This is a genomic window from Paraburkholderia sp. C35 (assembly GCF_003121405.1).
GTDB lineage: Bacteria > Pseudomonadota > Gammaproteobacteria > Burkholderiales > Burkholderiaceae > Paraburkholderia.
Window position 1 is genome coordinate 86822 of sequence record NZ_QBUY01000008.1, and the last position, 21960, is coordinate 108781.

The following is a 21960-nucleotide window of genomic DNA, read 5'->3' on the forward strand; positions in this document are numbered from 1 at the left end:
CCCACGCCATCACAATCCGGCGTCGACTACCCGCTCCGACTTCAACGCGCGAATGCGCCGGTCGACAAAGTATCCGCCGCCTTCCGTATAACGCAGATACAGGCGTCCGCAGGTCGAGCATTCCCAGACGCCGCAGCGGTTGTACGGAAAGTAGCGCGGCGCAATGGGCGCCTCGGGCGACCAGTACTGCACGTTATCCGGTCGATACTCGGCGAAGGTCGGCTCGGGATCGTCCTCGCGCATCAGCGTGGCGATCTCGACAAGCTGGCTTTCATCGAGCGACAGCGGCTGCGACTGCCAGCCATCCAGCGGCGTCTTCGTGCAGGAGCACGCTGCCGTCGCGTTCAATTCCGCCTGCTGCGCGAGCGCAATCAGCGCGGCGGCGTCCACATAACGTGTCATGTCGTAAAGCCTGTTTCCGGATTGATTCGATGCCGACGGCGCGAACATCGCGTGAGAGCGTCGTTTATACCGCAACTTGTACGGCGACGCCGCGCCGTCCGCACCGAGGTCAGCCGTTCATCATCCGGTCGAGGTGTGGTCTCACCCATGAGCGGTCGAAGCGCCCTTCGACAATCGATTGCAACGCCGCCGCCTCTTTCGCGCCCTGCTTGCGCGCGGCCTGAATGACGCCGTCCACGTCCTCGGGCGAAATCGCCAGCAGCCCGTCTTCATCGCCGACGATGATATCGCCCGGATTGACTACCATCCGTCCCACCGTCACCGGGACGTTGATCTCGCCCGGCCCGTTCTTGTACGGCCCGCGATGCGTAACGCCCCGTGCATACACGGGGAAATCGCGCTGACGTATCGCACCGACATCGCGGATCGCGCCGTCGATCACCAGCCCCTGCACGCCGATGCTCTCCGCGTAGCTCGACATGATGTCGCCCATCAGCGCCTGGGTCAGCTCGCCGCCGCCGTCTATCACGAGCACATCGCCGGGGCGGCAGAAATCGAACGCACGATGGATCGCGAGATTGTCGCCGCCGCGCGTGCGCACCGTGACGGCTGTGCCGGCCATCGCTCTGGGCTGGTGATACGGCTGCAAGCCCACAATGCCGCTCGCCCGCGCCATGTTGTCGCTGAGCAGCGACACGGCCAGTTCACGCAATGCCGCCAGCGTCGCCGTGCTCGCTTGCGGTGCCGATTCGAATTCGCGCCAGCCAATGGGATTCATATCGTCGCCCCTTCCGTTGCCAGTTGTTTGTCGAGTTGCGCCGTGAGCCGTCCGTAGACGGCCCGCGCGTTGTCTTCGTAGATATGCTGCCGGTCGCTGTCGCTCAACCATTCGATGGCGTCGATATAGCGGCGCGTGTCGTCGTAGTAGTGACCGGTTTCGGGATCGATGCCCTGCACGGCGCCAATGGTTTCGGACGCAAACAGGATGTTCTCGACGGGAATCACTTTTGCCAGCAGTTCGGCGCCGGGCTGGTGATACACGCAGGTATCGAAGAACACGTTTTTCAGCAGATAGTCGCGCAGCAACGGGCGCTTCATGTCCTGCGCGAGGCCGCGATAGCGTCCCCAGTGATACGGCACAGCGCCGCCGCCATGCGGAATGATGAAACGCAAGGTCGGAAAATCCGCAAACAGATCACCGCTGAGCAACTGCATGAACACCGACGTATCGCCGTTGAGATAGTGCGCGCCTGTCGCATGAAAATTCGGGTTGCACGACGACGACACATGAATCATGGCGGGCACATCGAGTTCGACCATCGCTTCGTACAGCGGATACCATGAACGGTCCGTCATCGGCGGCCCGGACCAGTGCCCACCCGACGGGTCCGGATTCAGATTGCAGCCGATAAAGCCCAGTTCCTCCACGCAGCGCCGCAATTCGGCGATGCACGTATCGGGCGCCACGCCCGGTGCCTGCGGCAACTGGCACACGCCGACGAAATGACGCGGAAACAGCGAGCACACGCGATGCACGAGATCGTTGCATTCGCCCGACCAGACGGCATTCGCTTGCGCTCCGGCAAGATGATGACCCATGCCCGCCGCGCGCGGCGAGAAGATGGTGAGATCGGTGCCGCGCTCGCGCTGAATGCGGCGCTGTCCCGCTTCGATACTCTCGCGGATCTCGTCGTCGGTAATGACGGCACGCGGCGGCACAGGCGTGCCGTCCTTCAGTGCGGCAATCTGCGCGGCGCGCCACGCTTCGTGCTGTCGCGGCGACGTCGTGTAGTGACCGTGGCAATCGATGATCATGTAGCGAACCCTTTCAGTCTTTGCGATAAACGAGTGATGAACCTGCGATAAAACGGGTTAATGGCCGGCCGCTGCATCGCCGCCCGCGAGTGAAGTGTCGGCGCCCTCCTCCGGCGGCGTGACGCGCATCACCAGCGCGATGATCGTGGCGATCACGAGAAATGCCGCGATGGTCAGCAAGGCGAGCGAGAAGTTGCCCGTCGCGCGCCGTACGAGGCCGATGCTCCACGGCCCGACCAGCCCGCCGAACTGCGCGATCGTGTTGATCAGCGCGATGGTGGCGGCACCCGCTGCGCCCGTGCGAAACGATGACGCAAGACTCCAGAACAGCGGATTGCCCGCATAGATGAACAACCCCGTGACGCACAGCAGCGCATACGCGAGCAGCGGATTCGGCGCATACGCGCTGCCCGCAATCGCAATGGCACTTGCGCCATACACGAACGCCAGGTGCTTCTTGCGATCGCCGGAACGGTCGGAACTGCGGCTGATCAGGAATGTGCCGAGCACGCCGAACAGCGGCGGCGCAGCGGAAAGAAAGCCGACTTCGATATTGTTCAGATGCCCAAGGCTCTTGACGATCTGCGGCAGCCACAGAAACAGGCCGTAGATACCAACCAGCGCACAGCCGAACAGACACGCAAGGCTCCACACGCGGATATCGCTGGCCACGCGCAGAAACGACACATGCGTGTGGCCACCGAGCGCTTCGCGTTCCGCCGCGAGCGTCGATTCGAGCCAATGTTTTTCATCGGCGTCGAGCCACGTTGCGTCGGCGGGACGCTCGGTCATGATGCGCAGCGTCAAAAGGCCGAGCAGCATCGCGGGAACGCCTTCAAGGATGAACATCCACTGCCACCCGTGCAGGCCGAGCACGCCGTTCGCGTAGGTCATCAGCGCGGTCGAGATCGGGCCGCCGAGCACCGCTGAAAACGAACCCGCAATGATGTATCCACCGACAGCACGCGCCCGGTAGCGCTCGGGAAACCACTTGGTCAGATACACGGCGACACCGGGCAGAAAGCCCGCTTCCATCACGCCGAGCAGAAAGCGCAGCACGTAGAAACTGGTGTCGTTGAATACGAACGCGGTGGCCGCGGCGACAGCGCCCCACGTCAGCAGAATGCGCGCGATCCAGCGGCGCGCGCCGACGCGATGCAACAATAAATTGCTCGGTACTTCCAGCAGCATGTAGCCGAAGAAGAAAATACTGCCGGCGAAGCCAAATACGGCGGGGCTGAAGCCCATATCGCCGTTCATCTCGAGCGCCGCGAAACCGATGTTGATGCGGTCGAGATAGTTGAAGAACATCATTGCAAAGAGCAAGGGCATGAGCCGCCCATACACCTTTCGCATGGTTGCGGCTTCATCGATGCGGGTCATGCTGTCTCCTTCCTGTGCGCGCGACACTGCGGTCGCTTCGAACCAGTGGACTGAACCCTGCGTTTGCCGTCGATGTGCCGCTAATGGGCACGGGAAACGCAGCGTCAGCTACCTGTTCGATGGTATGAATGCGCGGACAGGAAGTCCAAGACGAGATGCTTATGCTTGTATAAGGATCGTCTTATAGTGTGTCGCCGTCGGCGAGCGGCGGCGGCAGGCAGCGCAGGAATGCCAGCAGATGCGGCGAGGTATCGTCCGTGCGCCAGGTGGCGGCGAGCGTCGAGCGGTGCGCCGAACCTGGCCCTGTGAGGGGACGGCACACGACATCGGTGCGCCCATGCCGCGCCACCGATTCTCCGACCAGCGTCACGCCCAGCCCCGCAGCCACGAGCGCGATCGCCGTCTGTATTTCGTAAGCCTGATGCGCGATGAACGGCGTCAAGCCTGCATCGCGATACAGCGACAACACCGAGCGCTTGTACTGCGCATTCTGATGCTTCGGATACAGGATCAACGGCGTGTCGGCCAGTTCGGCGAGTTGTACTTTCTTGCGCTTCGCAAGGGGATGATCGAGCGCCATCACGACCACCAGCTGCTCGCGCAACAGCACACGCGACGTGTACCCCGCCATCTCCTGCGGTTGCCGCCCGATGCCGACGTGAATGCGCATGTCGCGCAACGCATCGCTTTGCTCATCGGTGAGCATTTCGTAGAGCTTCAGTTCGACCTGTGGAAACTCGCGATGAAAGGCCTTCAGCGCAGGCGGCAAAATGCTGTACATCGCCGAGCGCGTGAAGCCGACGCTCAGCCAGCCGCGCCGGCCCATGCCGATTTCGAGCGCGCCGAGCGTCGCCTGTTCGAGCGAGCCGAGTATCTGTTTTGCTTCCGTGCTCAGGTATTGCCCGGCTTCCGTCAGGCGTAACGGCCTGCGCGTGCGATCGATCAGCTGTGTGCCGAGCCGCTCTTCCAGCGCGCGGATCTGCTGGCTGAGCGCGGGTTGTGCAATGTGCAGGCGTTCTGCTGCACGGCTGAAGTTCAACTCTTCAGCGAGCGTGACGAAACATTGGAGCGCTCTGAGGTTCATCAGGTATCAGTCGATGCGTGGGTGAGCGGAACATCGACATGATGACATGCTGTGCGTGTGGCAAGTGCTCAGCGCTTACGTGGACTGCCGCCTCACCAGCGTAGGCAACGGCGCAATCACGGCGGGCGGCGGCGCATCGCCACGCGGCTCATGAATCAGGCGGATCAGCAATTCAATCGATGCCTGCGCAATCGCTGCCGTGTTGATCGCCACCGTCGTCAGAGAAGGCCGCACTTGATGCGCAAGCTGAATGTCCGTAATGCCGATCACGGAGACATCGTCGGGCACCTTGCGCCCCAACGTCGCCAGTGCCTGCAACGCGCCGATGGCAAGCAGGTCGTTGGTCGCGAACAGCGCACTCAGATGCGGCTCGCGTTCCATCAACTCCATGCATGCCGTAAAGCCCGCATCGATAGTGTCGGGGATTTGGAGCACGGCTGCATCGTCCGGCTCCAGCCCGGCTTCGCGCATCACTTCGCGAAAACCCGTTGCACGTGCATCCTGCAAGCCGCCGCAGCCATCGCCGACCAGCATGCCGATATCGCGATGCCCGAGTTCGAGCAGATGCCGCGCAGCGATGGCACCCGCATGCGCAAAATCCACGGCCACGCACGGCAGCGCCGGCAACTGCTCCGGATGCTCCCACAAGCTCAACACGATCGGCGCCCCGACAGCAGCCGATTCGCACAACTCGTTGATCGCGATGTCCGTATTGAGCACGAGCACGCCCTCGGCCAGCGTGCCCGCGATCTGCGTCAGATACGCGCGACCGATTTCCGCATCGTCGTCGGTGTTGCACACCATCAGGAAATAACCGGAGCGCCGCGCTGCCCGTTCGGCGGCCAGCACGAACTCGGGGTAAAACGGATTCGCGATGCTCGACAGCATCAGCGCGAGCGTCGGCGAGCGCCCTTCCGCCAGCGCGCGTGCGTTCAGGTTCGGCCGGTAGCCGAGTTCACGGATCGCGCGCATCACGCGCTCGGCCGTTTCCGGGCGGACCTTGTCGGGCGCGCGCAGCACGTTCGAAACCGTGGCCGCCGTGACCTGCGCGCGTCGCGCGACGTCGTTTAATGTCGCCATACCGGAAAGATTAAGAAAGATCCCATATTTAGAGACTGCGAATCAGATGTTGCACACTCGACGCAGGCTTTGATAACTTTGAGCGCAAAGACACAGGAGACAGACATGACCGCTGTATCGAGCACACCTCAATTTAAGCGCTTAAATCCACGCTGCGCAAGCCTTTGCGCGATTTTTTTCAACGCGAATTTAAGCGTTTAAATCCAGGGAAAACACCATGTCTGCGATCTCCCTGGCGAATATCCAGAAGTCCTTCGGTGCCAATGCGCCCGTCATCCGGAATCTGAACCTCGACATCGGCGCGCATGAGTTCTGCGTGTTTCTCGGCCCGTCGGGTTGCGGAAAATCCACGCTGCTGCGCATCGTCGCCGGTCTCGAAGACCAGACGGACGGCGACGTGACCATCGGCGGCCAGTCGATGAACGGTGTGCCTGCCGCCGAGCGCGGCGTGGCGATGGTGTTCCAGAGCTATGCCCTCTTCCCGCACATGTCGGTCTTCGAAAACATGGCGTTCGGGCTGAAGCTCGCCAAAACCCCGAAGGCAGAGATCGACCGCAAGGTGCGCGAAGCGGCGCGCGTGCTGCAACTCGACACGCTGCTCGAACGCAAGCCGCGCGAATTGTCGGGCGGTCAGCGTCAGCGCGTTGCGATTGGCCGCGCGATCGTGCGCGAGCCTGGCGTGTTTCTGTTCGACGAGCCGCTGTCCAATCTCGATGCCGCGCTGCGTGGCCAGACGCGCATCGAGATCGCGCGGTTGCATCAGCGTTTCGCGCAAGCCAGCGTCGTCTATGTGACGCACGATCAGATCGAAGCGATGACGCTCGCCGACAAGATCGTGCTGCTGCATGCAGGCGCGGACACGCAGCGCTTTGGCAGCATCGCGCAGGTGGGTGCGCCGCTCGAGCTGTATCACCGGCCGCGCTCTAAATTCGTAGCGGGCTTTATCGGCTCGCCACGCATGAACTTCATCGAGGCCGAGGCCGAGGCGATTGCCGCCGACAGCGTGCAAGTCCGTCTCAAACGAAGCGCGACGATGCTGCGCGCCCAGGTCGACGGTGCACGCCTGATACGCGGTCAATCCGTCACGCTGGGTATACGTCCCGAACACATCCGCCTTGACGGCGATGCGCAAACGCTCGCCGTGAAAACGCTGCTCACCGAACAACTCGGCGAACACAGCTATGTGCATGTCGAAAGTGCGGACGGCACGTTGATCGCCAAAGCATCGGGCGATGTCGCGCTGCGCAATGGCGAGCCGCTCGCGCTGCGTGTACCAGCCGATGCCTGCCATCTGTTCGATGACGAAGGTATGGCGTTGCCGCGCACGGTCGCCATCGAGTCGCAGGCGGTGACACTGCAAACAGCGTAAGAACCCACGCGAACCGCGCCTGCCGGGTTCGCCGATGTCGACAGCCGGCCACAGAGCCGGCGCGGTGGGCACACAGACTGCTGTCCGCAGCACGCGGCCAGCCAACAACGCAGTTCAAGGAGACAGCACGATGATCAATCTGCACCTGAGCCGCATCACCAGGCTCGCTTCTTTCAACACGCGCTCCGTCACGGCTGCGCTCGCCGTTTCGACGGCACTGCTGTCCGGCTTCGTCACGAATGCCGACGCGGGTCAGTTGAACATCAACGTATCGGCGCGCGGCAACCAGCGCGCGACGTGGCAGGATGCCTTCGACAAGTTCAAGAAGGCCAACCCCGATGTCGACCTGAAGATCACCTACATCACCGAAGAAGCGTACAAGGTGCAGATGGGCGGCTGGCTCGCCACCGATCCGCCCGATGTCGTGTCGTGGCACGACGGCGAGCGTATGGCGTACTACGCGAAGCGCGGTCTGCTCGAAGACCTGTCGGGCGACTGGTCGAAGAACGGCTGGAGCCAGCAGTATGCGTCGGTGAAAGAAGCCTCGACGTATAACGGCAAGCAGTATGCGGCGCCGCTCGGCTACGACGCGTATGGCTTTTTCTATCGCAAGGATCTGTTCGAAAAGGCCGGCATCAAGAGCGAGCCGAAAACGTGGGAAGAATTTCTCGATGCGTGCAAGAAGCTGAAGGCAAGCGGTGTTGCGCCCATCGCCGTGGCCGCGCGCGATAGCTGGACGCTGGCCGCCTGGTTCGATTATCTCGACCTGCGCATCAACGGCAACGCATTCCACCAGAAGCTGATGGCAGGCGAGATTCCGTACACCGATCCGCGCGTGAAGAAGGTCTACACGACGTGGAAGACCTTGATGGACGATCACTACTACATCGACAACGCGCTGTCCTACGATCTCGATTCGATCGGACCGTTCCTCTCGAACGGCAAGGCCGCGATGATGCTGATGGGCACGTTCTACTCGGCAGGCATTCCGTCGAGCGTCAAGGATCAGATCGGCTTCATGCGCTTCCCTGTGATCGATCCGAAAGTGCCGATGGCGGAAGACGGTCCCGTCAACGTGCTGCTGATCCCCGCCAAGGCGAAGAACAAGGTTGACGCACGTCGCCTGCTCGCCTTCATGGAAACACCTGAAATCAACGCGGATCTCGCACGCGGCTGGGGCCAGTTGCCGTCGAACAGCAAGGCGACCGAGCCGGACGATCCCATTTCGAAGGTCGGCTTCCAGACGCTCGCCAGCACGACGGGCGGCATCGCGCAGTTCTACGATCGCGACATGACGAAGGAAATGGCCGACGAAGGCATGAAGGCAATGCAGCAGTTCTACAACGATCCGTCGCAGATCGACTCGCTGCTTGCGCGTCTCGAAGCGACACGCAAACGCATCTATCACAAGTGATGCACTGAAGGCGGCTGCCTCAACAAGCAGCCGCCTGCCGGGCGTAGCGCACGTACTGCGTGGCGCCCACGACTCATCTGCCGCCCGCATTTGCACACGGGCGGCATCGAACGAGGTTTCATCATGTCCACGTCCATCGCTCGCCTGCCTTCGGCGCGCAGCCGCCGCACGTCCGCTTCCGGGCGCGCGCGCAACCGTGCAGCGTTTTTCTTTCTGCTGCCGGGCTGCACGCTGTTCGCGCTGTGCGTGATCTATCCGATCTTCAGCAGCATCGTGCTCAGCTTCTACAACTGGGATGGCATGACGGCGAAGACCTTCATCGGTCTCGCGAACTACGTCGAGCTTTTTCAGGCCGACACCTTCTATGTCGCGCTGAAGAACAACCTGATCTGGCTGGTGTTCTTCCTGCTCGCGCCGCCGTTGGGCTTGATGTTCGCGCTGTATCTGAACCAGCAGGTCAAAGGCATGCGCGTGGTGAAGTCGCTGTTCTTCGCGCCGTTCGTGTTGTCGGGCGTTGTCGTCGGTCTGGTGTTCAGCTGGTTCTACGATCCGACTTTCGGTTTGCTCAAGGTGATCGTCGGTCACGGCATTCCTGTGCTCGGCGATGCGCATACCGTCACCTTCGGCATCGTGTTCGCCGCGCTCTGGCCGCAAACGCCGTATTGCATGGTGCTCTATCTGACGGGCCTTACGTCGATCAACCCGGAGGTGGTGGAAGCCGCGCGCATGGAAGGCGCGAAAGGCTGGCGCCTGCTGTGGCACGTGATCCTGCCGCAACTGCGCCCCGCCACCTTCATGGCCGTCGTGTTGACTGTGATCGGCGCGTTGCGCAGCTTCGACCTGATCGCCGTGATGAGCGGCGGAGGCCCATTCGATAGCTCCACCGTGCTCGCCTATTACATGTACGACCAGGCGATCAAGTACTACCGCGAAGGCTATTCCGCCGCGATTGCCGTGGTGCTGTTCGCGATCATGCTCGTCTACATCGTGTTCCATCTGCGCCGGATGCTGCGCGAAGAACGCTGATTCACGTCTCGCGCAAGGAGAACTGACATGTATCCACTTCCCGTCGAACGCTGGAAACCCTGGAACCGCGCGATCTACAAGGCATCGCTGCCCATCGCGCTATTGATCTGGCTGCTGCCGATGCTCGCCGTGCTCGTCACGTCGATCCGCTCGACCGATGAGCTTTCGCAAGGCGACTACTGGACCTGGCCGAAGCACTTCGCGCTGCTCGACAACTACGGCACCGCGCTTACGCAGACGCCGATGCTGCATTACTTCGCCAACAGTGTGCTGATCACGGTGCCTTCCGTGCTCGGCGCGATTCTGCTGGCTTCGATGGCGGGCTTTGCGCTGGCAACGTATCGCTTTCGCGGCAACATCATCGTGCTGTTCACGTTCGTGGCAGGCAACTTCGTGCCCGTGCAGAACCTGATGATTCCCGTACGCGACATGGCCTTGAAGGTCGGACTCTTCAATACCGTGTGGGCGCTGATCATCTTTCACATCGCGTTTCAGACGGGTTTCTGCACGCTCTTTCTGCGCAACTTCATCAAGCAGTTGCCGTTCGAGCTGATCGAAGCGGCGCGTGTCGAAGGCGCGAGCGAATGGACCATTTACGCGCGCATCGTGTTGCCGCTGATTCGCCCTGCCCTCGCCGCGCTCGGCATTCTCGTCTTCACGTTCGTGTGGAACGACTACTTCTGGGCGCTGTGTCTCACGCAAGGTGACGACGCCGCGCCCATCACGGTTGGCGTGGCCGCGCTCAAGGGTCAATGGACCACCGCGTGGAATCTCGTCGCGGCAGGTTCGGTGCTGGCCGCACTGCCGTCCGTGCTGATGTTCTTCGTAATGCAAAAACACTTCGTGGCTGGGCTGACGTTCGGCGCAAGCAAGGGCTGACGCCGACGCACAAGCGCCGACCACCACTACCGATACCTGGAGAACCCGACAATGCAACTGGGTGTGTGCTACTACCCCGAACAATGGCCCGACACGATGTGGGCCGACGACGCGCGCCGGATGGTCGAACTCGGCATCACACATGTGCGGATCGCCGAATTTGCGTGGAGCCGCATGGAGCCGCGCGCCGGCGTCTACGAATGGACGTGGCTGGACCGCGCCGTGAAGACACTCGCCGACGCGGGTCTGAAAATTGTGCTCGGCACCCCCACGGCGTCGCCGCCGAAGTGGCTGGTCGATTCGATGCCCGACATGCTGCCCGTGCGCGCCGATGGCACGACGTGGAATTCAGGCTCACGACGTCACTACGATATTTGCAGCGAGCCGTATCGTCGGGAATGTCTGCGTATCGTCGACGCGATGGCGCAGCGTTACGGTTCGCATCCATCCGTGGTCGCGTGGCAGACGGATAACGAACTCGGTTGTCATGAAACGGTGCCGAGCTATTCGAAGGCGGCGCGCGCACGCTTTCAGGCATGGCTCGCGCGACGCTATGAAACGGTCGATAACCTGAACCAGCGCTGGGGCACGGTGTTCTGGAGCATGGAGTATCTGTCGTTCGAAGCAATCGAATTGCCCAACCTCACGCCCACCGACGCGAACCCGATTCACCTGCTCGACTTCCGCCGTTTCATGTCCGATGAAGTGGCGAGCTTTCATCGCGAGCAGGTCGATGTACTGCGCCGCTACGCGCCGAATGCGGACATGCTGCACAACTTCATGGGATTTTTCACGACCTTCGATCACTATCGCTTCGCTGCGAACAACAGCATCGACGTCGCGACGTGGGACAGCTATCCGATTGCGCGTACGGAAGTGATCGCGCTGAGCGAAGAGGACAAGGCGCGTTATGCGCGCACAGGTCACCCCGATGTATCCGCATTCGATCACGACCGTTATCGTGCGATCGGCCAGGGACGCTTCTGGGTGATGGAACAGGAAGCGGGCCCTGTGAACTGGGCGCCGTGGAACCCCGTGCCTGCGCCCGGCATGGTGCGGCTGTGGGCCTATGAGGCCTTTGCGCATGGAGCGGAACTTGTTTCGTACTTCCGCTGGCGTCAGGCGCCGTTCGCGCAGGAGCAGATGCATTCGGGTCTGAATCTGCCCGATAACACGTTGTCGCCAGGCGGTCGCGAAGTGGCACGCGCTGCGCAGGAGATCGCGCAATCAGCTGCGCTGACGAAGCTCGCGCAAAGCGGCCCCGCACCGCGTGCTCAAGTGGCGCTCGTGTTCGACTACGAGACGCAATGGATGTTCGAAATCCAGCGGCATGCAAAGGGCTGCGATTATCAGACGCTTGCATTCGAGTATTACCGCACGCTGCGCGAGATGGCGCTCGATGTCGATATCGTCTCGGCGCATGCGGATCTTTCCGGATACAAGCTCGTGGTAGTGCCGGGTCTCGCCGTGTTGCCTGCCGGTTTTGCGAAGACGATCGAACAGTCGTCCGCACAATGGGTGATCGGGCCGCGTACCGGTTCGAAGACAATGGACTTTGCGATTCCCACGCAATTGCCGCCTGGCGCGCTGCAATCGGTGCTGCCGTTCAAGGTGCTCGAAGTCGATTCGCTGCGGCCTACATTGCAGCCGTCCACGACACTCGATGGCGTCACAGGTATCGCGTTGCACTGGCGCGAGCATCTGGAAACGCGCGACGGTCTCGACGTGCTTGCTCGCTTCGACGATAACTGGCCCGCTATCGTCGCGCGCGGGAACGTGCGCTATGCGAGCGCATGGTTCGATGCGGCGTTGCATCGCGCGTTGCTAGAGGGCGCGGCGCGTGATGCAGGGCTCGATGTGACGCATCTGCCGCAAGGCTTGCGCGTGCGTCGTCGAGGTGACATCACGTTTGCGTTCAACTTCGGCGCAACCAAAGCCGATGCGCCCGCGCCTGCAAACGCACAGTTCGTGCTCGGCGAACGCACGCTCGGCACCGCCGATGTCTGCGCATGGATCGACGCATGACGGACCGCTTGCCGCCATTGCAAACGACACTGGCTGTCGATGCAAGCTGCCCTGCCGCTACGCCGCTTACCGATACGCTGCGCATGGGCAGCAACACGGCGCCTGATGGCAGCACGATCGGCATCAACAGCCGCTATCTGACGCGCGACGGCAAGCCGTGGCTGCCCGTCATGGGCGAACTGCATTACGCACGCGTGCCGGAGACGCAATGGAATGATGCGCTCGCGAAGGTGAAGGCCGCGGGCGTCGATATTGTGTCGTCGTATGTAATCTGGCGTTATCACGAGCGGCATCCAGGGCATTTCGACTGGCGCGCGCGACTCGATCTGCGCGGCTTCATCGAGAACTGTGCGCGACGCGGCTTGCTCGCATTCGTGCGGATTGGGCCGTGGGTGCATGCGGAAGTGCGCTATGGCGGCATCCCAGCGTGGGTCGTCGATCAGGTGCCGCCGCGCAGCGACGATCCGCTTTATCTGCAGTACGTGCAGCGATTTTTCGGGCAGATTGCCGCGCAACTTAAGGGGCTGTTGTGGAAAGATGGCGGCCCCGTCATCGGCATTCAGATCGAGAATGAGTACAACCTGACGGGTTTGCAGCAAGGGCCGGCACATATCGCGACACTCAAGCGCCTCGCATGCGAAGCCGGACTCGATGTGCCGTTGTACACGGTGACAGGCTGGGACAATGCCGTATTTCCGCGCCGCGAAGTCACGCCTGTATTTGGCGGGTACGCGGATTTGCCGTGGGGGACATCGACGGCCATGTCCACACCGAATGAGGTCTACGGCTTCCGGTTCACGAGCCGCGTGGGCGGCGATCTCGGCGCTCAGACACACAACAGCGAACCCGGCGATGCCGATGCCGTCGCGCATGAAACGCCCTTTCTGGGGGCGGAATTCGGTGGCGGCGTGCCGACCATGTACAGGCGACGCCCCGTGCTCGATCCCGACGATATTGCCGCGATGCTGCCCGTGCAACTCGGCTCCGGGGTGAACCTGTACGGCTACTACATGCTGTACGGCGGCCGCAATCCACCGGGCGATCTCGACGGACAGGAATCGACGGCGACGGGCGGCTTTAACGACCTGCCCATCTTCAACTACGATTTTCAGGCGCCGTTCGGTGCAAATGGCGAAGCGCATGCCGTGCTTGGCAAACTGCGGCCGTTGCATCTGTTTCTCCAGCAATGGGGCAGTTCGCTTGCGACTTGCGATGTCTATGCGCCTGAAGTGTTGCCCGTCGGCCCGGATGATTTGCAAACACCGCGCTATTCCGTACGTGCCGACGGCGACCGTGGCTTCGTGTTCTTCAACAATCACGTGCGGCAGCATCGATTGCCTGCGCGGCAAGGCGTGCAATTCGCCGTGAAAATCGCTACGTGTACGGTCACGTTGCCTTCAACGCCTGTCGATATCGCACCGGGCGTCTCATTCGTGTGGCCCGTGGGTTTGCCGTTGGGCAGCGCGCTACTACGTTACGCGAGTGCTCAGCCCGTCACGCAACTGAAAACGCCCGAGGGCGCCGTGTTCGTATTTACTGCAACGGACGGCATTGCACCTGAGTTCGCTTTCGAAGCCGCTTCTGTGAAGCATGTTGCGTCCGTCGATTCGAATACCCTGCTCACAGCGCTGGAAGAAAGCGAAACGCTGATCGTACGCCCGGCACCCGGCGATGTGTTCGTTGCGACATGTCACGACGAAACACGCATCACGATCATCACGCTTGCACACGAAGATGCCAGGCGACTCAGCGTGCTGCCATTCGATGGACAGCGCCGCTTGATTCTCACCGACGCGCTGATCTTCGAACGCGATGGTGATCTCGTGCTGCGCTCGACAGATCGTGCATCGTTCGAACTCGCTGTTTATCCGCCTTTGCAGCACGCACCGCGCGCGACCTCTGCCCTGACAGAACTACCCCGCCGTGGCGTGCTTCAGTGCTACGAACTGAAGGTTGCACCCGTCGCGTTGAACGTCCACGTCACGCCGCTACGCGAAGCACGCACCGTACCGCCAATTACGACAGGCGGCACGGCAAACGCCGCCGTCGAACCCACGCCGGAAACCTTCGGCAAGGCAGCGGCATGGCGCGTCGAGTTGCCAGAAGCAGCACTGAACACGCCGGGACTTTCGAATGCATATCTGTCGGTCCGCTACGCAGGCGATATCGGTCGACTGTTCTCCGGCGCAAACCTGATCGACGATCACTTCTATAACGGCTTGCCGTGGCAGATCGGCGTGCGTAACGTAGCCGTCGATCCACAACAACCGTTGATCCTGACCATCCTTCCGCTGCGCGCCGATGCCCCGATCTATCTCGACGCGCGTTACGACCCAAGGCCTACGATCGAAGGTCAGATCGCCGCGTTGCACGACGCGAAGTGGCGTCCCGAGTACGAAGTGATCGTTTCGAGAAGGTGACGGTCGGCGACCGTCTTGATGGCGTTCGTGAACGTCACGCCACGCGCTTTTTCTCGCGCCGCGCGGCCTCGCGAACGCCAGTTTTTTCCACACCGACACACGCGTCGATCTGCTCTGCCATCATCGTCCGTACGATATCCAGAAACGTCTGCACCACCGGATTCGGCTGCTGCAACTGCGGGCATAACGTAAAGCCACGAAACATGATTTGCGGCACGAATGGACGAAACACGATGCGCTTCGGATTCGTGTCGATGGCGGCAAGTGGATTGACGATGCCGATACCCAGCCCACGCGACACCAGCGCGCAAATGGTCGCACCATACGGTGTTTCGATAGCCGGCAACTGGCTCGCACCGGCAGGCCGCAACACGCGGTCGAGCGGACTGCGGGTATCGTCGGCATAGGAAGGCAGAATCAGCCTCTCTCCGCGCAGATCGCCGGCCTCGATGCGTTCGTGTGCCGTCAACGGATGCTTCGCCGGTAGCGCACACAACGCGGGCAAGCGGTACAGGTCCGCGCTCGTTACGCCGAACGCATCGGGCGATGCTGTTGCGAAGCCCACGTCGCAATACGCCGACGATACCCAACGCTGGATCGTTCCCTCGCTTCTCATCTCCAGCGATACGATCACGCGCGGATAAGCCTTCAGAAAGCGTTCAATCACGGCAGGCAGGAACGACAGCGCCATCACCGGCGCCGCGACGATGCGCAGCCGTCCGCTGCCCAGTTGCCGGATCTCACGCGCTGAAATCTCCAGCTTTTCCAGCCCGACGAAGCTGCGCTCAACCTCGCGATAGAACGCGCTGCCCGCATCCGTCGCGCGTATGCGGCCACCGTTGCGCACGAACAGCGTGAGTCCTGTGGCCGCTTCCAGTTCCGCGATCAAGCGGCTGATGCTCGGCTGCGACGTGCCGAGTTCTTCGGCCGCGGCCGTCATCGAACCGCGCAGCATCACCAGCCGGAATGCCTCGATTTGCCTCTGATTCATCGCCTCTCCCATGCGTTTTCCGCGTCCGCAGACGCCAGCTTGCCATATCAGAAATGAATAGAAGCCGTTTTTGTCGCTATTTGACCGGATAAGCCGCACGAACCTAGACTGGTCCTCAACAGGCAAAACCACTCAGGCTCATGCGTCCCGATTCCCTGCTCTTCCATGAAGATTTTCGCAGCGCCCCTTACTGGTGGGACGCCGCGCCGCCCGAAACGGCACGCGCGCCGCTGCCAGACAGTGTCGATGTAGCGATCATCGGCAGTGGGTATTGCGGGCTGTCGGCAGCAACCGAAGCGGCGGCTCACGGTGCGCGTGTGGCGGTGCTGGATGCAGGCGAGATCGGCGGTGGCGGCAGCACGCGCAGCGGCGGGATGATTTCGAGCGGTCAAAAGCTGGCGTTGACGAACGCGATTCAAGGCGTATCGCCCGACCGTCTCGTGCGCCTGATGCATGAATCCATGGCGAGCTTCGAGTATCTGAAGCGCATCGTTGCCGATGAGTCGCTCGATGCCGATCTGCAGATTACGGGCCGCTTTTTTGGCGCCTACACGCCGTCGCATTTCGAACAACTGCGCCGTCAGGGGCAATTGCTGCGCGACAAGACGGGTGTCACCGTGCATGTGATCGAGCGTGATGCCCAGCGCGCGATGATCGGCTCGGACTATTACTACGGCGGCATTCTCGTCGATGAATACGGCGGACTGCATACGGCAAAGTATCACCGCGCATTGCGCGAACTGGCGACGCGGCGCGGCGCGACACTGCACTCGCATGCGGCGGCGGAACATGTCGAACGGATCGCGGGCAACGCAGCCGATAGCACGCGCTTTCGCGTCCACACGGCACGCGGCGCGCTCGACGCACAGCATGTGCTGGTCGCAACCAATGGCTACACCGGCCCCTTGATGCCCTTCTTTGCGCGCCGCGTGCTCCCTGTTGCGAGCTATCAGATCGCAACTGAACCGCTGCCCGAAGGGCTGATGCATGCGCTCAACCCTGGTCGCCGGATGATCAGCGATTCGAAGCGCAATCTGTTTTACACGCGTCCGTCCCCGGACGGCACGCGCATGATTTTCGGCTCGCGGCCTGCCATCCGCGAACTCAGCGAGCGCGATGCCGCGCGTCTGCTGTACGGCAAGATGCTGCAACTGTGGCCCGCGCTGCGCGACGTGCGCATCACGCACGCATGGAAAGGCTATGTCGCGATGACAGGCGACAAGCTCGCGCATATCGGCGCGCACGACGGTATCCACTATGCGCTCGGCTGCAACGGCAACGGCGTCGCGCTGATGAGCTATCTCGGCCATCGCGTCGCGCGCAAGATGCTCGGCGTCGATCGCGATGCGGGCGCGTTCAGTGAAGGCGCATTTCCGCTGAGCGGCGCGGGCATCGCAAGCCAGCTTGCCGTGCCGCTCGGCTCGGCGCTGTATCAGCTCGACGATCTGTGGCGCGGACGCGTGCGCGCCGCGCTGTCCTGATCCTTATCGCGTCAACCGACACCAGGAGCACCGATGATCCAGCTGCACAACGTTTCCAAGTGGTACGGCGAGCAACGCGTGCTGGACAGCTGCTCCGCGACGATCGAACGCGGCGAGGTCGTCGTGATCTGCGGACCATCCGGCTCGGGCAAATCGACGCTGATCAAATCCGTCAATGGTCTCGAAGCCGTGCAGGATGGCCGCATCGTGGTGGATGGCGTCGATGTGACGGCCAAAAGCGCCAATCTCGCGCGGCTGCGCGCGAAGGTCGGCATGGTGTTTCAGCATTTCGAACTGTTTCCGCATCTGAGCGTGCGGCGCAATCTGATGCTCGCGCAGATGAACGTGCTTGGACGCAGCCGCGACGAAGCCGCAGAGAAAGCCCGCACGCTGTTGCGTCGCGTCGGCCTGCGCGATCACGAAGACAAATATCCGACGCAATTGTCGGGTGGTCAGCAGCAGCGCGTGGCGATTGCCCGTGCGCTGTCGATGGACCCGGTTGCGATGCTGTTCGACGAGCCCACGTCCGCGCTCGATCCCGAGATGGTCAACGAAGTGCTCGACGTGATGACCTCGCTCGCGCAGGAAGGCATGACGATGCTCTGCGTGACGCATGAAATGGGCTTCGCAAAGCGCGTCGCCGATCGCATCCTGTTCATGGATCGCGGCGCCATCGTCGAGGACGACAGGAAGGAACAGTTCTTTGCAACGCCCCGTTCCGAGCGGGCGCGCGAATTTCTGTCACGCATTCTGCATTGAGCGGCGCCTTCGCACCGCTTTACCGATTCCGTTCACCGCCGTTCCTTTCGACAGGAGCTTCACGATGCGTTTTCTTCAGTTTGCACGCAGTTTCGCGCTGGCTGCTTCGCTGTGCGTCGCCGCCGTTTCCGCCGCTCATGCAGAAGATGTCGGCACGCTCACGCCTGGCAAGATCGTCGCAGGCGTCGCTGCCAACAACAAGCCTTACTCGTATATCGACAACGGCAAGATGACGGGCTTCGATGTCGAACTGATCCGCGCGATTGCCACGAAGCTCGGCTTGTCCGCCGACTTCCGCGCGCAAGACTTCGCTGGCCTGTTGCCGAGTGTCGCGAACCAGCAGATCGATCTCGCCGCCGGTTCCATTTCGATCACGAAAGAACGGCTCAAGATGGTCGACTTCTCCGAAGGCTATCTGACTGGCTTGTTGAGTGTCGCGACGCTGCCGGGCAGCACGATTTCGAGCGATGTTGGCTCCGTGAAGGGCAAGCGTATCGGCGTCGTGCAAGGCACCATCGAAGATACGTATTCGGCCAGCTATCTGCCTGATGCGCAGATCGTGCGCTTTCCGAATCTGAACGCCGGCTTCCTCGCGCTGCGCAACAAGTACATCGACGGATATTTCGTCGACAAGACCCTGGTGGAAGGTCTGCAAGGCAAATACCCGCAGATGAACATTGCCGACAAGCTCGACATCTCGGCTGTCAATCTGCCCGCCGGCTTTCCTGTGCACAAGGGCAACGCGAAGCTCGAAGCCGCGCTCAACAAGACGCTCGGCGAACTGGTCGCGGACGGCACGTGGATGAAGCTCTATCTGCAGTTCCATCCGGGCTATCCGCAACCGACCAGCCTGCCGCCGTACGCAATGAAGTAAGCCCAACGGGTTCGCACCGATCGACCACGCTTCCTGGAGAGCGCACATGGACGCCTTTTTGCAGAACTTCCTTGACTGGCCGCTTCTGGTCGAATCGTTGCCGTCGCTGCTGGGCACGGGCCTCGTCAACACGCTTGTCCTCTCGCTGTTCTCGACGGTGCTTGGCATCGTCGCGGGCATGGTGCTCGCGCTGATGGCGGTGTCGAACACGCGCTGGCTCACCTGGCCCGCGCAGATGTTCATCGACGTGTTTCGCGGCCTGCCCGCCGCACTCGTGATTCTTGTGGTCGGCCAGGGTCTCGCGCCCATTGGTCTGTCGATCTTCGGGCCGAATCCGTATCCGCTTGCTATCGTCGCACTTGCGCTGATTTCGTCGGCCTATATCGCGGAGATTTTCCGTTCGGGCATTCAAAGCGTAGGGCGCGGCCAGATGTACGCATGCCAGGCGCTCGGCATGACCTACTGGAGCGGCATGCGCCATGTGATCGTGCCGCAAGGCGTGCGCCGCATCCTGCCTGCGCTCGCCAACCAGTTCATCTCCATCGTCAAGGATTCGAGCCTGGTGTATTTTCTCGGCCTGCTCACGTCGCACCGCGATCTGTTTACCATCGGGCAGAACACGGCCGTGAACACGGCGAACCTGTCGCCGCTCGTTGCGGCGGGTGTCGTGTATCTGCTGATCACCGTGCCGCTCACGCACGCAATCAATCATATCGACCGCTGGACCAACCGCTTTTCGAATCCCGGTCAGCGCGGCGGCAAGAAGACCGTGCGCAGCCTGCGCGCTGCGCGCCGCGAAGAAGCACTGCAGGCGCAGGCGGCTTCGGCCAGCATCGCCGAACCCCGTCATTGAACCCATTCAACATGGCATAAAACGTACATGGGACCAAAAGTCGATACAGTTGCCGACGATATCCAGTTGCCCGAGCGCGTCGATGTGGTCGTGATCGGCGGCGGGATCATCGGCGTTTCCACTGCGTTGTATCTGAGCGAAAAAGGCTTGCAGGTCGCGCTGTGCGAGAAAGGACACATCGCCGGTGAGCAGTCGAGCCGCAACTGGGGCTGGGTGCGTGTGACGCGCCGCGATCCTCGCGAGCTGCTGTTGAGCATCGAAAGCCTGAAGCTGTGGCGCACGCTCGACCGCACGCTTGGCATCGAGACCGGCTTCAACGAGTGCGGCATCCTCTACGTATCGAACGACGATGCCACGCTTGCGCGTCATCGCGACTGGCTCTCACGCGCCCGGCAGATTGCAGGCGATGCCTTCGACACACGCGAAATCGATACGCGCGGCATTGCGCAACTGCTGCCCGGCTCGACGCGCAGTTTCAAAGGCGGCATCTACACACCCGGCGATGCACGCGCCGAACCGCAAAAGGCCGCGCCAGCGATTGCCAATGCGCTGCGCAAGCGCGGCGTGAAGATCCTCACGCCTTGCGCGGTACGCGGCATCGAAACCAGTGGCGGGCGCGTGAGCGCCGTCGTCACCGAGCATGGCACGATCCGCTGCGACGCTGCAGTAGTCGCGGGCGGCGCATGGACGCGCTATTTCTGCGGCAACCTCGGCATCGAGTTGCCACAACTGCTCACGCGTGCTTCCGTGCTGCGCACGGAGCCGCTGGAAGGCGGCCCGACCTGCAGCGCGAACAACGAGGAGTTTGCTTTCCGCAAGCGCGCCGACGGGGGCTACACGGTCGCTTACGGACTGCGCACGCACGCCGATCTCACGCCCGATGCGTTCCGCCTTTTCTTCAAGTACATCGAGGCGCTGAAAAGCCAGATGGGCGCGCTGCAGATACGCGTCGGCAAGCGCTTTCTCGACGAGATGAAGCGGCCACGCCGCTGGGCGCTTGATCGTCCCACGGTGTTCGAAGCCGTCCGCACGCTCGACCCCGATCCCGTTGTGCCATACGTCGACAACGGCTTGCGCGAATTCGTGAAGGCCTTTCCGCAGCTTGCCAACGCGAAGATCGCACAGCGCTGGGCGGGTTATATCGACGTGACGCCGGATGCGATTCCCGTCATTTCGAAAGCGGCAAGCGTGCCTGGGCTTTTCATCGGCACGGGCTTCTCGGGGCATGGCTTCGGCATCGGCCCGGCAGCGGGCAAGCTGATGGCCGACCTCGTCAACAACGATGCGCCGCTTGTCGATCCGCACGCGTTCCGTCTGGAACGCTTCAGCGACGGCTCGAAAATTACCATCGACGCGGGCTTCTGAAGAACCCATGACGTCATGTCATCAACAGCGGATAAGGCAACATGAACAAGGTCGCAATGGTGTCGGGCGCGAATCGCGGCATAGGCCGTGAGATCGCGCTTGAATTGCATCGGCGTGGGTATCGGCTGTCGCTTGGCATGCGCGATCCGTCATCGTTCGATAACGATCTCGACGCATTGCTGTGTACGTACGAAGCGCGTGACGAGCATGCAGCCCGCCATTGGGTCGATGCGACCATCGGGCATTTCGGCCGCCTCGATGTGCTGGTGAGCAACGCCGGTATCTGCAAGATGATCGGCTTCGAAGAAGGCTCGGCCGATCTGCTCGACGAAACGCTCGACATCAACGTGAAGGCGCCCTTTCGGCTCGCGCAGGCCGCGCTGCCGCATCTGCGGCGCGCGGGCAACGGTCGCTTCGTGCAACTTGCATCGTTATCGGGCAAGCGCGTGAAAAACCTGAACGTCGGCTATCAGATGTCGAAACACGCCGTGATCGCGCTGACGCATGCCGTACGCCGCGCGGGTTGGGACGACGGCGTGCGCGCCACCGCCGTCTGCCCTGGCTTCGTCAATACCGACATGGCCGCCGCTATCGCCGACCTGCCGCCCGACGCGATGACGCAACCGGGCGATATCGCCGCGATCGTCGTCAACACGCTTGAATTGCCGAACACGGCGAGCATGGCGGAATTGCTGATCAATTGCCGCCACGAAGACATGCTCTGACCAACGCACATCGAC

The 21960-nt window shown here is 62.0% G+C and carries 19 protein-coding genes; 12 read left to right on the forward strand and 7 right to left on the reverse strand.

From position 1 onward, the window contains the following. Nucleotides 1–9: 9 nt before the first annotated feature. From DK391_RS07740 to DK391_RS07765, 6 genes are all read right to left on the reverse strand, one after another. A complete protein-coding gene (locus tag DK391_RS07740) occupies nt 10–402 on the reverse strand; it encodes a hypothetical protein (protein WP_109477500.1) in 393 nt (130 codons plus the stop codon). Between the two features lie 109 nt (nt 403–511). Next, a complete protein-coding gene (locus tag DK391_RS07745; protein ID WP_109477405.1) occupies nt 512–1180 on the reverse strand; it encodes an RraA family protein in 669 nt (222 codons plus the stop codon). Further along, entirely contained in the window at nt 1177–2217 is a 1041-nt protein-coding gene (locus DK391_RS07750) for an amidohydrolase family protein (RefSeq protein ID WP_109477406.1), read from the reverse strand. Before DK391_RS07750 ends, DK391_RS07745 begins: the two co-directional genes overlap by 4 nt. A 57-nt stretch (nt 2218–2274) precedes the next feature. Beyond that, entirely contained in the window at nt 2275–3600 is a 1326-nt protein-coding gene (locus DK391_RS07755; RefSeq protein WP_109477407.1) for an MFS transporter, read from the reverse strand. Nucleotides 3601–3781: 181 nt separating this feature from the next. Beyond that, complete coding sequence (locus DK391_RS07760) at nt 3782–4684, reverse strand: LysR family transcriptional regulator (RefSeq protein WP_109477408.1); 903 nt, start codon at nt 4682–4684, stop codon at nt 3782–3784. A 75-nt stretch (nt 4685–4759) separates the two neighbouring features. Then, a complete protein-coding gene (locus DK391_RS07765; protein ID WP_109477409.1) occupies nt 4760–5764 on the reverse strand; it encodes a LacI family DNA-binding transcriptional regulator in 1005 nt (334 codons plus the stop codon). Nucleotides 5765–5981: 217 nt separating this feature from the next. On the opposite strand from DK391_RS07765, the gene ugpC reads away from it, so the two are divergent. From ugpC to DK391_RS07795, 6 genes are all read left to right on the forward strand, one after another. Further along, nucleotides 5982–7133 carry a sn-glycerol-3-phosphate ABC transporter ATP-binding protein UgpC gene (gene ugpC / locus DK391_RS07770; protein ID WP_109477410.1) on the forward strand — a complete coding sequence of 384 codons (1152 nt, stop codon included), beginning with the start codon at nt 5982–5984 and terminating at the stop codon, nt 7131–7133. A 130-nt stretch (nt 7134–7263) separates the two neighbouring features. Then, nucleotides 7264–8547, forward strand: a complete 1284-nt coding sequence (locus DK391_RS07775; protein ID WP_109477411.1) for an extracellular solute-binding protein — start codon at nt 7264–7266, stop codon at nt 8545–8547. A gap of 123 nt (nt 8548–8670) precedes the next feature. Continuing rightward, on the forward strand, nt 8671–9573 hold the full coding sequence (locus tag DK391_RS07780; RefSeq protein WP_109477412.1) for a sugar ABC transporter permease: 903 nt from the start codon (nt 8671–8673) through the stop codon (nt 9571–9573). A 27-nt stretch (nt 9574–9600) separates the two neighbouring features. Further along, complete coding sequence (locus DK391_RS07785; protein WP_109477413.1) at nt 9601–10452, forward strand: carbohydrate ABC transporter permease; 852 nt, start codon at nt 9601–9603, stop codon at nt 10450–10452. A 51-nt stretch (nt 10453–10503) separates the two neighbouring features. Continuing rightward, nucleotides 10504–12477, forward strand: coding sequence for a beta-galactosidase (locus DK391_RS07790; RefSeq protein WP_109477414.1), 1974 nt, complete (start codon nt 10504–10506; stop codon nt 12475–12477). Further along, entirely contained in the window at nt 12474–14897 is a 2424-nt protein-coding gene (locus tag DK391_RS07795; protein ID WP_109477415.1) for a beta-galactosidase, read from the forward strand. The genes DK391_RS07790 and DK391_RS07795 overlap by 4 nt, the downstream gene beginning before the upstream one ends. A 34-nt stretch (nt 14898–14931) precedes the next feature. On the opposite strand, the gene DK391_RS07800 is transcribed toward DK391_RS07795, so the two are convergent. Continuing rightward, nucleotides 14932–15888 carry a LysR substrate-binding domain-containing protein gene (locus tag DK391_RS07800; protein WP_109477416.1) on the reverse strand — a complete coding sequence of 319 codons (957 nt, stop codon included), beginning with the start codon at nt 15886–15888 and terminating at the stop codon, nt 14932–14934. A 140-nt stretch (nt 15889–16028) separates the two neighbouring features. Between DK391_RS07800 and DK391_RS07805 the strand changes: the two genes are divergently transcribed. The 6 genes from DK391_RS07805 (at nt 16029) to DK391_RS07830 (ending at nt 21945) form a co-directional block, all read left to right on the forward strand. Then, nucleotides 16029–17369: an FAD-binding oxidoreductase gene (locus tag DK391_RS07805; protein WP_109477417.1), complete on the forward strand. Its 1341-nt coding sequence runs from the start codon at nt 16029–16031 to the stop codon at nt 17367–17369. A 33-nt stretch (nt 17370–17402) separates the two neighbouring features. Next, nucleotides 17403–18128, forward strand: coding sequence for an amino acid ABC transporter ATP-binding protein (locus DK391_RS07810; RefSeq protein WP_109477418.1), 726 nt, complete (start codon nt 17403–17405; stop codon nt 18126–18128). A 64-nt stretch (nt 18129–18192) separates the two neighbouring features. Next, nucleotides 18193–19002, forward strand: coding sequence for a transporter substrate-binding domain-containing protein (locus tag DK391_RS07815; protein ID WP_109477419.1), 810 nt, complete (start codon nt 18193–18195; stop codon nt 19000–19002). Nucleotides 19003–19048: 46 nt separating this feature from the next. Then, on the forward strand, nt 19049–19855 hold the full coding sequence (locus DK391_RS07820; RefSeq protein ID WP_109477420.1) for an amino acid ABC transporter permease: 807 nt from the start codon (nt 19049–19051) through the stop codon (nt 19853–19855). Nucleotides 19856–19882: 27 nt separating this feature from the next. After that, nucleotides 19883–21220, forward strand: a complete 1338-nt coding sequence (locus tag DK391_RS07825) for an FAD-binding oxidoreductase (RefSeq protein ID WP_109477421.1) — start codon at nt 19883–19885, stop codon at nt 21218–21220. Nucleotides 21221–21261: 41 nt separating this feature from the next. Next, nucleotides 21262–21945 carry an SDR family NAD(P)-dependent oxidoreductase gene (locus DK391_RS07830; RefSeq protein ID WP_109477422.1) on the forward strand — a complete coding sequence of 228 codons (684 nt, stop codon included), beginning with the start codon at nt 21262–21264 and terminating at the stop codon, nt 21943–21945. Nucleotides 21946–21960: the final 15 nt, after the last annotated feature.